Annotated in this window: 9 protein-coding genes; 6 read left to right on the top strand and 3 right to left on the bottom strand. The window is 67.2% G+C overall.

What is annotated here, in order from left to right; translation table 11 throughout:
• Positions 1 to 13: 13 nt before the first annotated feature.
• Complete coding sequence (locus tag DLM85_RS10065; protein WP_111477971.1) at positions 14 to 415, top strand: VanZ family protein; 402 nt, start codon at positions 14 to 16, stop codon at positions 413 to 415.
• A 49-nt stretch (positions 416 to 464) separates the two neighbouring features.
• Positions 465 to 1754 carry a M28 family metallopeptidase gene (locus tag DLM85_RS10060; RefSeq protein WP_111477970.1) on the top strand — a complete coding sequence of 430 codons (1290 nt, stop codon included), beginning with the start codon at positions 465 to 467 and terminating at the stop codon, positions 1752 to 1754.
• A 196-nt stretch (positions 1755 to 1950) separates the two neighbouring features.
• Here the strand turns inward: DLM85_RS10060 and DLM85_RS10055 are convergent, their stop codons facing one another.
• Both DLM85_RS10055 and DLM85_RS10050 read right to left on the bottom strand, forming a co-directional pair.
• Positions 1951 to 2493 (bottom strand): DcrB-related protein, encoded by a 543-nt coding sequence (locus DLM85_RS10055; protein ID WP_111477969.1) that lies wholly within the window; start codon positions 2491 to 2493, stop codon positions 1951 to 1953.
• 320 nt (positions 2494 to 2813) lie between these two features.
• Positions 2814 to 3707, bottom strand: coding sequence for a YicC/YloC family endoribonuclease (locus tag DLM85_RS10050; protein WP_111477968.1), 894 nt, complete (start codon positions 3705 to 3707; stop codon positions 2814 to 2816).
• 173 nt (positions 3708 to 3880) lie between these two features.
• Between DLM85_RS10050 and DLM85_RS10045 the strand changes: the two genes are divergently transcribed.
• From DLM85_RS10045 to DLM85_RS10030, 4 genes are all read left to right on the top strand, one after another.
• Positions 3881 to 6679, top strand: a complete 2799-nt coding sequence (locus tag DLM85_RS10045; protein ID WP_165822089.1) for a TonB-dependent receptor — start codon at positions 3881 to 3883, stop codon at positions 6677 to 6679.
• A gap of 196 nt (positions 6680 to 6875) precedes the next feature.
• On the top strand, positions 6876 to 8540 hold the full coding sequence (locus tag DLM85_RS10040) for a T9SS type A sorting domain-containing protein (RefSeq protein ID WP_111477966.1): 1665 nt from the start codon (positions 6876 to 6878) through the stop codon (positions 8538 to 8540).
• A gap of 171 nt (positions 8541 to 8711) precedes the next feature.
• Positions 8712 to 9929, top strand: a complete 1218-nt coding sequence (locus DLM85_RS10035; RefSeq protein WP_111477965.1) for a glycosyltransferase — start codon at positions 8712 to 8714, stop codon at positions 9927 to 9929.
• Positions 9926 to 11266, top strand: coding sequence for a lipopolysaccharide biosynthesis protein (locus DLM85_RS10030; protein ID WP_111477964.1), 1341 nt, complete (start codon positions 9926 to 9928; stop codon positions 11264 to 11266). Before DLM85_RS10035 ends, DLM85_RS10030 begins: the two co-directional genes overlap by 4 nt.
• 49 nt (positions 11267 to 11315) lie before the next feature.
• On the opposite strand, the gene DLM85_RS10025 is transcribed toward DLM85_RS10030, so the two are convergent.
• Entirely contained in the window at positions 11316 to 12140 is an 825-nt protein-coding gene (locus DLM85_RS10025; protein WP_165822088.1) for a class I SAM-dependent methyltransferase, read from the bottom strand.
• Positions 12141 to 12327 lie beyond the last annotated feature (187 nt).

Here is a 12327-nt window from a genome sequence, read left to right as displayed (position 1 = left end):
TGCCGGGCCGGCCATGCTCCGCGTGCTGACGGCGCTGGTCGCCCTGGCCTGGACGGCCTTCATGCTCTGGGGCACGCTCAGCCCGCTCGATCAGCTGCCGCCCCTGCCCCACTGGGAGCTGCTCTCGTTCGACACGGCCGCCCACGCCGGCATCTTCGTCGTAACCGCGGTCCTCTACATTCTGACGGCCCGGTGGCAACGGCTCTTCCCGAGCCTGCGCCACCGGGCTTTCCCGTGGACGCTGGTGATGTGCCTGCTGCTGGGCGCCTTCATCGAGCTGACGCAAACCTTCATGGACCTGGGCCGCCTGGGCGAATGGACCGACATGCTCAGTGACGCCCTGGGGGCGGTGGCCGGCCTCGGCCTGATGCACCTCACCCGCCGCTGGTGGGACGTGCTGCCCGCCGCGGCCTGAGCCGCGGCCGCGGTCAATTACTTACCCTATTCCTTTCACGCTGCCCCGTATGCCGCTCCCCGCTCGTCGTGTTGCCGCGCTGGCGCTGGGTGCGCTGCTGCCGCTGGCTTCGGCGCAGGCCCAGGACATGGCCCGCGCCCGGCAAACCATTGCCACCCTGGCCAGCCCGCGCCTGCACGGCCGCGGCTACGTGCAACAGGGGGAGCGGCGGGCTGCCGACTACCTGCGCCGGCGCTTCCAGGCCCTGGGCCTGCAGCCCCTGGCCCCGGACTACTACCAGCCGTTTACCTTCGACGTCAATACCTTTCCCGGGCGGCTCAGTTTGCGCGTCGGCGCGCAACAGCTGACGCCGGGCGCTGATTTCATTGCCGCCCCGAGCTCCGGCGGCGGCCAGTTGCAGGGGCGGCCCATTCGCCTCGATTCGCTGATTTTCTCGGATGAAGCCGCCGGGCAGCGTTTCCTGCACGAGCCGTTGCGGGGGCGCATCCTGGTGCTCCGGCAGCGCGACGCCGAGCGCCTGCGCATCCTGCCCGAAGTGTTTGCCCAGCACGTAGCCGAGGCCGCCGCCCGCATCGAGCTGGTGCCCGGCAAGCTCACCGCTTCGCTGGCGCCGGCGCAGGCCGGGCAGGTACAGCTGCAGGTACTGGCTTCGCGCTGGCCTGCGGGCCCCAGCCCGGTCCGCCTGGCCGTGGAGGCCCGGCTGCGCACAAGCTACCCCACGCAGAACGTCGTGGGGATGGTGCGCGGCGCCGTGCAGCCCGACTCGTTTATCGTCGTCACGGCGCACTACGACCACCTGGGCCGCATGGGCCGGCAGGCCTACTTCCCGGGCGCCAACGACAACGCCAGCGGCACCGCTCTGCTGCTGGAGCTGGCCGCTCACTACGCCCAGCCGGCCCACCGCCCGCGCTACTCGGTGGCGTTTTTGGCGTTCGGCGCCGAGGAAGCCGGGCTCGTCGGCTCCCGCTACTTCGTGGCTCACCCCCTGCTGCCGCTCGACCGCATCCGGTTTCTGCTCAACCTCGACCTGGAAGGCACGGGGCAGGCGGGCGCTACCGTGGTCAACGGCAAAGTGCACGAGCGCGAATACCAGCTGCTGGAGAACCTTAATTCCACCGGCCATTACCTGCCCGGTCTGGCTCCGCGGGGCCGGGCCGCCAACTCCGACCATTACCCCTTTGCGGAGGCCGGGGTGCCCGCGTTTTTCCTGTACCTACGCGGTACGCCTACCCATTACCACGACGTGCACGACCAAGCCGAGACCCTCCCCCTCTCGGGCTTTGCGGGCCTGTTCGGGCTGCTGCGGGCCTACTGCCAGCGGCTGGAGCATCCGCTGTGAGCCCGGCTCGTTAACCCCGGCCGTAGTCTCCTGGCGGGCTGATTTACCCCGATGGTATATAATAAGGTGTGGCCGATCTGCCAAGAGGCCGGTTGGTGCGTTCAGTTTGCTTTAAAAGCAAGCATCCCGGAATCATCCGCGGTGGAGGCGGATGATTCCGGGATGGAATAAAAACAGGCGGGTGGCGCCGCGCTGTTTAGCTGTTGCTGCGCAAGGAGCTCATCACTTGCTTGGCTACCGATTCCCACTCCGGCTTCTGACGGTCGGGGCAGGAGAAGGTGCACATCAGCAGACGGCCTTCGATGTCGGTGAAGAAAATCAGCTGGTAGACCTGGTGGCCCAACTCCGGCTTCATCATTTCGATGTAGCCCACCTTGCGGCCGTTGATTTCCTTGACGCCGTCCGAGAAGAACTGCGCATCAGAGTACTGCTTGCGGTAGGTCTTCATGAAGTTGGCCGCGTACATGTCGACCATATCCTGGTCGGCCGTGTTGTCGGTGTACGAGAAGGAAAGGCTGGCGTGCGAGGTGTTGGTGTAGATGACGCTCGGACGGCTCTGCGCTTTGGCGTAGAGGAAGTCCATCTGCTGCTCGCTCATCACCTCGAATCCTTTCGGAATCAGGATTTCCACCCGTTCGCTCAGAACGCGCTTCTTAATCAGCTCCACTTCGGCAAACGGCCGGGCGGCCATGAGCAGCACTGCGAGGCAGAGCAACGGGGCGAGTAGAACTTTCTTCATGACAAGGACCAAAAAACGGTGAACATTCTTTCTGGGTAAACTACCGAACAGCGCAAGGGCAGTCTGTTTGGATAACACAATTTAGGAAGAAAAGCCGTCAGTACAAGAACTTTATACAAAAATAATTTAGTACAAAAGTAAAAGCGACTGAACACGGGAAGAAAACGGCCTTAGCGCATACGCAAAGCGAATTTGAACCTTCTCACCAGCCTAGCCGCAGTGCATTCGGCGGCCCGACAAGCATCCACATAGCGCTATGCAGAATTGTATTGAGAATGTTCAATTGCATTTACGAACGATGTAGAAACACGGTTTTGGGCTTAAAGAATATTATTGAGCTGTTCCTTGATTTTTTCCAGCTCCTCCTTCATGCCCACCACCAGGTGTTGAATGGTCGAGTCGTTGGCTTTGGAGCCAATGGTATTGATTTCCCGACCAATTTCCTGCGAAATAAAGGCTAATTTCTTCCCGCTGTACTCGGGCAGGTGCACCGTTTCGGTGAAGTAGTGCAGATGGCTGACCAACCGCACCTTTTCCTCGGCGATGTCAAGTTTCTCGATGTAGTACAGCAGCTCCTGCTCGAAGCGGCTGGGGTTGAACTGGTCGCTCTGGGCCAGTTCGGCCAAGCCGTCGTGCATACGGCGGCGCACGTTCTCCAGGCGCGTCGGGTCGTGGCGGTCCACGTCGGAGAGCTGGATGCGGATGCGGTCGATGTAGCTCAGGATTTCGGTGGTCAGCGCCTGTCCCTCGGTGCGGCGGAATTCGCCGGCCCGATCGAGGGCTTCCTGCACGATGGGCTGCAACTCGGCCCAGGTCAGCGCGGGCTCGTCGTCGGCGGGGGCGCTGCCTTCGTTGGGCGACTGCACCACGCCGGGCAGGCGCAGGGCCAGCTCCAGGATGTTGTCGGTGGGGGCGCCCAGCTCCTGCGCCAGGCTCAGCAGCTCGTGGTAGGCGGCGGTGAGCGTTTCGCGGTGCAGCGTGGCGCGCGAGCGAACGGCCGCCGGCCGGTTCAGGTCGATGCTAACGTTGACCTTGCCGCGCACCAGGTGCCGGCCGATAAGGTTGCGCAGTTCCAACTCGCTGCCCGCCAGCGAGCGGGGCATGCGCAGGCTCAAATCCAAGCCCTTGGAATTCAGCGACTTGATTTCAACAACGACGGTATAGTGCTCGGTTTCGCGCTGGGCGACGCCGTAGCCGGTCATGGACAGCAGCATGCGGGCAGATTGGTGAACGGGGCGACAAAAGTACTGCTAATTCAGATATTCAGCTAGTTACATGGTGAATAACATAAGCATAACGGGGGCGTCACACTGGCGTAACAGGGTCAAAATACTTTTGCGGCGCCAACCAGCACATGCTTATGCGCCGTTCTTTATTACTCGCGCCAATGCTGACAATCAGCACTTTGGCCGTTGCTCAACAAGGCTCCATCGTCGGGAAGGTCCTCGATAAAAAAACCGGCGAAGCCGTTATCGGCGCCACCGTGATTGTGACCGGCACCACGCAGGCCGCGCCGGTGGACGTGGAGGGCAATTACGAGCTGCGCCTGAAGCCGGGTACTTACGGCATTACCATTCAAAACCTCGGCTACAAGCCCGTGAACTACACGGGCATTGTGGTGACGGAGGGCAAGAAAACCACCCTCAACAGCACGCTCGAGGAAAACGTACAGGCGCTGAAAGAGGTTACCGTGACCGGGCAGCGCCAGACCGGCACCGAGGTGGCGCTGCTCCAGGACCTGCGCAAGAGCGAGGTGGTGGTCAGCGGCATGTCGAACGACCAGATTGTGAAAACCCTGGACCGCGACGCGGCCGAAGTGGTGAAGCGCATTCCGGGCGTCACGATTCAGAGCAACAACTTCATCGTGGTGCGCGGCCTGGCCGAACGCTACAACACGGTGCTGCTGAACGACGCGCTGACGCCGTCGGCCGAGGTGGACACCCGCTCCTTTTCGTTCGACGTGCTGCCCTCGTCGGTTATCGACCGGGTGCTGATTTTCAAGTCCGGGTCGCCGGAGCTGCCGGGCGAGTTCGGCGGCGGCGTGGTGAAAGTGTACACCAAGAACTCGGTGCTCGACAACACAACCTCGCTGAGCGTGTCGGGCTGGCACCGCAACGGTACCACCTTCGGGCAGAACTACATGCAGAGCCGCCGCGGCAGCACCGACTGGCTGGGCTTCGACGGCGGGCAGCGCCAGCTGCCGGGCGCGGTGGCCGAGCAGGGCGTGATTCGCTCGGACCAGTCGACGCCGGCGCAGCTGGCCAGCGCCGCCAACGGGCTGCGCGGCACCACCTGGCTGCCCTCGCTGGGCCGGGCGCTGCCCGACATTCGCGCCTCGCTGGGCTTGACGCGCAAGTTTGAAATCGGCTCGGCCTACCTGAGCAACGTCACCTCGATTTCGTACTCCAACACCCGCGAGCAGTACGGGGTGGAGCGCAACCGCTACACCAAGGACGTAGACCCGGAGACGGGCCAGCGCGCCACGCAATTTGAGTTCAAGGACACCCGCGCCGTGACGGGCGTGCGCCTGGGCGTGATTCATAACTGGCAGGTGCGCCTGAACGGCCGCAACCGCCTGGAGCTGCGCAACTTCTTCAACCAGTACGGCACCGACGAGGTGATTCACCGCACCGGGCTGGAGGAAGACCGGCAGCGCGACGACTACGCCCTGCACTACCAGAGCCGCAGCATCTACTCGGGCCAGCTGCAGGGCAGCCACGACCTGGGCGCCACCGAGCACACCACCGTGACCTGGGCCGCGGGCTACAACTACGTGTACCGCGACGAGCCCGACTACAGCCGCTACCGCTACCAGAAACAGCTGCTGCCGGGCGTGGAACGGCCCTTCTTCGTGAATGTGCCCCTGGAAGGCAACATCACCGAGGCCAGCCGCTTCTTCTCCAACCTGCACGAAAACACGGTGATGGGCAGCGGGCAGTGGGAACGGCGCATCATGGGCCGCGACACGACCAGCGTGAACCAGTACAAGCTGCGCGCCGGCTTCTACACCGAGCGCAAGGTGCGCGACTACCAGCAGCGCTACTTCTCCTTCGTGCGCGGCTCGGGCTTCAACCTGCCCAACGAGGTGCAGCTGCTGCCCATCGACCAGATTTTCGCCCCGGCGAACCTGGACCCGGTGAAGGGCTACACCGTGGCCGAAGGCACCAAGCCGGAGGACAGCTACGAGGCCGAAAACGTGCTGCTGGCCGGCTACGTGGGCGCCGTGGCCCCGCTGACCGACAAGCTCAACCTCTCGGGCGGGGTGCGCGTGGAGCACAACCGCCGCCAGCTGCACAGCTCCGGCCGCCGCACTTACCAGGAAAACCGCACCATTCCGCTGCCCTCGCTGAACGCGAGCTTTAACTTCAACGAGCGGTCGGCGCTGCGCCTGGGCGGCAGCGTGACGGTGAACCGGCCGGAGTTCCGCGAAATCTCGCCGAACCAGTACTACGACGTGGCCAACAACGCCATGATCGTGGGCGACTCGACGCTGAAAACGGCCACCATCTACAACGCCGACCTGCGCTACGAGTTCTACCCCACCAAGTCGGAAATGGTGTCGGTGGGCGTGTTCTACAAGAAGTTCCGCAACGCCATCGAGCAGACGACGGTGAACGTGACCGGCAGCCAGCTGTGGATCGGCTACCAGAACGCGCAGAACGCCTACGACGTGGGCGCCGAGCTGGAAGTGCGCAAGAGCCTGCTGGGCTTGACGGAAAGCGTGTTTCTGCAGCGCCTCTCGCTGATTTTGAACGCCTCGGTGATTCACAGCCGGGTGCAGCTGCCCAAGGGCCAGGACACCGACGGCTTCGCGCTGCAGGACCGCCCGCTGCAGGGCCAGTCGCCCTACGTGGTCAACGCCGGGGTGTTTTACCAGGACGACGACCGAAAGTGGCAGGTGTCGGCGCAGTACAACGTGATTGGCCAGCGCTTCTCCTTTATCGGCGACTACACCCAGAACTTCTCGGTCATTGAGATGCCGCGCCAGGTGATTGACCTGGCCGTGACCAAGGGCGTGGGCCCGCACCTGCAGCTGAAGGCCGGGGTGCAGGATTTGCTGAACCAGCCCATCCGCCAGTTCTACGACTTCAACTACAACAGCAAAATCGACGCGGGCGAGCAGCTGCCATTTGCCCGCTACCGCCGGGGCCGCTACACCATGCTGGGCCTGGTCTACAACTTCTAAAGGCCCGAAACGGCCCGAACAAAACGGTCGTGCGAAGCTGCTTCGCACGACCGTTTTGTGGTGAATACCCGGGCCGCCGGGCGCGGGCTACACAATATCGTAATACGCCCCTAACGAAACGATAACGCCCGCGGTAGCCCGCGGGCGTTGGCGTTTTGGACCTTTGTCGCGCAATCGACAACTCAGGTTCGCCTCTATGAAAAAGCTTGTACTCCCGCTGTTCCTGGCCCTGGCTGCGGCCGCCACGCTGCCCACCACCGCCCTGGCCCAGAGCACCTGCCCGGCCGCGCCGGCCCCCATCACCGTCACGGGCACTATCACGACCAACACCACCTGGACCAGCAATAACATCTACCTGCTGAGCGGCTACGTGTACGTGGCCAACGGCGCCACGCTGACCATTCAGCCGGGCACCATCATCAAGGCCGACAAGACGCCCTCGCCGGGCGGCGTGCTGGTGGTGCTGCAGGGCGGCAAGCTCCTTGCCGACGGCACCGCCGCCCGGCCCATCGTGTTCACCTCCAACCAGCCCGCCGGCAGCCGCAACCGCGGCGACTGGGGCGGCATCGTGATTTGCGGCCGCGCGCCCATCAACCAGCCCGGCAGCCCGGCCGTGGAGGGCGTGCCCAGCGCCACCTTCGGCGGCACCGACCCGAACGACAACTCCGGCGTGCTGCGCTACGTGCGCATCGAGTACCCCGGCGTGGCCCTCTCGCAAAACAACGAAATCAACGGCCTGACGCTGGCCGGCGTGGGCGCGGGCACCACCATCGATTACGTATCGGTGTACGCCTCGGGCGACGACTCCTTCGAGTGGTTCGGGGGCACGGTGAATGCCAAGCACCTGGTGGCCATTGCCGCCACCGACGACGATTTTGACACGGACTTCGGCTTCACCGGCAAGGTGCAGTACGCCGTGACGGTGCGCGACCCCAACCAGGCCGACGTATCGGGCTCGACGGCGTTTGAGTCGGACAACGACGCCAACAGCTCGGCCCTGACGCCGATTACCGCCCCGGTTTTCTCCAACGTCAGCGCCTTCCTGACCAACCCCTCGGTGGCGGCCAACTTCACCCGCGCCATGCACCTGCGCCGCAACTCGCAGATTTCCATCTTCAACTCGGTGCTGACGGGCTGGCCCGTGGGCCTGACCCTGGACGGCTCGACCACCCAGGCCAACGCCACGAGCGGGGCGCTGGTGCTGAAAAACAACGTAATGGCCGGCATGACGACCGACTTCCAGTCGGCTTCGCCCACCACCTACAACGTGAACGGCTTCTGGAACGACGCCACCCGCAGCAACACCACCTACGCCAGCATCAGCAGCCTGGCCCTGAACGCGGACAACTTCACCATCAACTCGGCCGCGGCCAGCACCGCGCCGTCGGCCGCGCCGAACTTCACGCTGCCGGCCGCCTCGCCGCTGGCCTCGGGCGCCGCCTTCACCGACGCCAAGCTGGCCGGGGGCTTCTTCGACAACGTGGCCTACCGCGGTGCCTTCGGCCCTGCGGGCAACTGGACGGCCGGCTGGACCAACTACAACCCGCAAAACACCTGCTACAACGTGGCCGGCGTGACTTCGGCCAAGGCCAAGGCGGCCGCCGTGCAGGGCCTGAGCGTGTACCCCAACCCCACGGCCGGCGCCAGCCAGCTGAGCTTCACGCTGGCCCGCCCCGCCGCCGTGACGGTGCGCGTGCTCGACGTGACCGGCCGCACCGTGGCCACCGTGACCCAGGACCGCACCCTGACCAGCGGCGAACAGCAGCTGGCCCTGCCCGGCACCCTGCGGGCTGGCCTGTACACGGCCACCGTGCAAACCGGCGAATCGGTGGAGGCCGTGCGCTTCGTGGTGACGCAGTAATTACCCCTGCAGCTTTTAGCTTACCTGTTATCCTTATCCACCAGCGCGGCGGTCCGTTTCCGAAAGGAGGCGGGCCGCCGTCGTGTTGACGGCGGCCCCACCCGTGCGCCGATTCCGCCGCTGATTGCCGAACTTGCCCCTTGTCGGCCTTCTCGGGGCCGTGCCTGCCCCATGCCCCACCCGCCGCTGCCCCGCGTGCTCATGCTGCCCAAGTGGTACCCCCACCGCTACGACGACCAGGACGGTGACTTCGTGGCGCGGCACGTGGCGGCCATTGCCGGGCGCGCCGAGGTGGCCGTGCTGCTGGCCACCGTGGCCCGCGGCCCGCTGCCCCGCCTGGCCGTGTGCGAAGCCGACTGGGACGGGCCCTGGCCCACCCTGCGCTACTACTACCGCGCCCGCATCACCGGCCTGCCCGCGCTGGATAAGCTGCTGAAGCTGCTGCTCTACTTCGCCTGCGTGGGGCACGGCTACGGGCAGCTGCGCCGCCGCTGGGGCCGCCCCGCGCTGGTGCACGTGCACGTGCTGCTGCGCACCGGCGTGGCGGCCTGGCTGCTGCGGCAGCTGACGGGCATTCCCTACCTCGTCACCGAGCACTGGACGCTGTATCTGCCCGAGCGCAGCCACCTCATCGGCCCGGCGCGACGCTGGCTGACGCGGCTGGTGGTGCGCGGGGCCGCGGCGCGCCACACCGTGTCGCAGGGCCTGGGCGCGGCCATGACGCGGCTGGGCTTCACCAACCGGCGCGAAGTCGTCATTGCCAACGTGGTGGATACGGCGCTGTTTCGGCCCGCCGCTGACGCCGGGGCAGCGCCGCCGCGGCCCCGGCCGCTGCTGCACGTTTCGGCCTTTCACGACGCGGTAAAGAACCTTTCGGGCGTGCTGCGCGTGGTGGCCGGGCTGCGGCCGGAGCTGCCCGGCCTGCGCCTGCGCGTGGCCGGCTACGGCCCCGACGAGGCCCGGCTGCGCGCCTACGCCGCCGAGCTGGGGCTGCTGGCCGATGGCACCGTGGCGTTTCTGGGCAAGCTGCCGCACCCCGCCGTGGCCCGCGAAATGCAGCAGGCCGCCGCGCTGGTGTCGTTCAGCCGGGCCGAAACCTTCGGCTGCGTGCTGCTGGAGGCCCGGGCCTGCGGCTGCCCGGTGGTGGCCACCCGCACCGGCGGCGTACCCGAGCTGTTCGAGCCCGCCGGCGCCTTCGGCCTGCTGGTGGCCCCCGACGACGAGGCCGCCCTGGCCGCTGCCCTGCGCCGGGTGCTGACCGGGCAGCTGCCGCTGAACCCGGCCGTGCTGCGTGCCGACGCCGCCCACCGCTGCAGTCCCGCCGCCGTGGGCCGGGCCTTCCTCGACCTGTACGCCGCCGTGCTGAACGCCCCCCGAGCTGCCCAATGACGCTGCCCCGCCTGCTGCATACGTTCGTGGCCCGGCTGGGCGTGGCGCTGCTCAACTTCGGCGTGGTGTGGCTGACGGCGCGCTACCTCGGCGCGGCCGGGCGCGGGCAGGTCAGCCTGTTCGTGACGGATATGGCCCTGAGCCTGCTCTTCATCGGCCTGCTCGGCGGCTCCTCGCTGATTTACCTCGCGCCGCGCCGCAGCGTGTGGCATTTGTTGCTGCCGGCCCTGGCCTGGGCCACGGTGGTGTGCGCGGCGGGCAGCGCGGGCATCTGGCTGTGGCGCGGCACCGGCTGGGCCTACGCCGCGCACCTGTTCGGCGTGTCGTGGCTGCAAGCGGGGTTTTCCATCGTCACGCTGCTGCTGCTGGGGCGCCGCCGGGAGCAGAGCTTCAACTACCTGAACCTGGCCCAGGCCGGGCTGCTGACGGCAAGTCTGGCCGCCGTGTTTCTGGGCCTGCAGCTGCGCCTGGTGGCGGTGTACTGGTGGGCCAGCTACCTGGCCTACGGCCTGCCGCTGCTGGCCGCCCTGCTGCTGCTCAGGCGCCTACCCGACCGGTGGCAGCGCCAGCCCGGCGAGCTGCGCGCGGTGACGCGGGAGCTGGCCGAAAACAGCCGCGGGGCTCATCTGGCCAATATTCTTTCCTTTCTGAACTACCGCCTGAGCTACTATTTCCTGGCCGCCCTGGCCGGGGCCAAAGCCGTGGGCGTGCTGTCGGTGAGCGTGGCGCTGGCCGAGGCCATCTGGCTGATTCCGCGCTCGGCGGCGCAGCTGCAGTACGTCGACGTAGTGCACGCCGCCGACAAGCAGGCGCAGGCCCGGGCCCTGGCGCGCACGGCCCGGCTCACGCTGCTGGCCACCGGGGCGGCGGTGCTGGGGCTGGCCTTGCTGCCCACCGCCCTGCTGGTGGCCGTGTTCGGCCCGGAGTTTGGCGCGGCCCGGCCGCTGCTGGCCCTGCTGGCCCCGGGCGTGCTGACGTTTAGCCTGAACATGCTGCTGAGCAGCTACTTCGCCGGGCTGGCCGCCTACCGCACCAACAACCTGGCCACCGGGGCCGGCCTGGTGATGACGCTGCTGGCCAGCGCCCTGCTCATTCCGCGCTTCGGGGCGGCGGGGGCGGCCCTCAGCGCCTCCCTCTCCTACGTCACCTCCACCGCCTGGCTGCTGCTGGCGTTCCGGCGCCACACCGGCATCGGCCTGGGCCAGCTGCTGCCCGGCCGGGCCGACGTGGCGGGCCTGCCCCGCCTGCTGAAAAGCGGGGCGCTGCCCGCCGACGAGGAAGGCGCCCGGCCGGCCCCGCCCGGCGAAGCGGCGGGGCGCAATCCGGCGCAGCCCTGAACCTGGAGCTGGCACGCTTCCCGGCGGCATCGGCCCGCGGTGGGCGTGGTCAGCCTTCCCCGAGCGGGCGCACGCTGACTTCAAAGGCCCCGGGCGCGGCAAAGCGGCTGGGGGCCGCGGCCGGCAGCGGGGCGGGGCTGTAGAGGGCGCAGAGCGTATTGCCAACGGCGTACAGCTGCCCGGGCACCGCGGCGGGCAGGCCATCCAGAATGCCGCTGAGCACCTCCCAGCGGGGCACGCCGGGCTGCCGGGCCGCGTCGTGCCACACCACCACCGAGTGCGGGTGCAGCAGCTCGCGGAACACGCGGGCGGTGTCTTCGCGCACGGCCTCGTAGCTATGGTCGCCGTCGATAAACACCACGTCGAAGGGCCCGAGCCCGCGGTAATCGAAGGTGGCGGAGTTGCCGTGCAGGTGCGTCACGTTGGGCAAGGGGCGCGAGAAGTGGCCGTGCAGGGCAATGTACTCCTCGGGCAGGCGCAGGCGCCGCAGCTCCTCGTCGGAAAGGTTGAGCGTGTGCACCGACGCGGCTACTTCGGCCACGGCCGCCGCGCTTTCGCCCCGCCAGGTGCCGATTTCGAAGTACCGGGCCGCGGCCCCGGCGCGGCGCACCAGGGCGCGCAGCAGCAGCAGGTCGGTGGGCAAGGAGCCGCCTTCGCCGAAGGCAAAGGGGCGCAGCACGTCGCCGGCGGGCGGCAGCAGCGGGCGCAGCGGCGTGACGGGCAGGCCGCCCGCGGGCGTGAGCTGCCAGCGGGCGGCGTGGCGCAGGGCGCGCTGCTGCCACTGGGCTTCGTCGGCGGTGAGCACCACGTTGAGCAGCCAGGGGTTGCGCACGAGGCTGCCGAGCGCACGCAGGGTTTTGGAAAGGCGGGACACGCTTCGGATTCAGCTGGTGACGAACTGCAAAGCTAACGAGGCCGGGCATTTTCGGGCACGGCCCCGGCAGAAGTATTCGGCCCGGGGCCCCGAAGACAGCCCGCCGCGCTATTTTTAAAATTTGTGGCCGACGCCGGCAGCCTTTTGCCGTCGGGCCTTGTCTGCGCCTCGGACGCCCCGCCCGGGG

The organism is Hymenobacter edaphi (genome assembly GCF_003258365.1).
In the GTDB taxonomy this organism is placed as follows: Bacteria; Bacteroidota; Bacteroidia; order Cytophagales; family Hymenobacteraceae; genus Solirubrum; species Solirubrum edaphi.
Note: the sequence above shows the minus strand (reverse complement) of the source record. Positions and strands in the feature narration are given on the sequence as shown.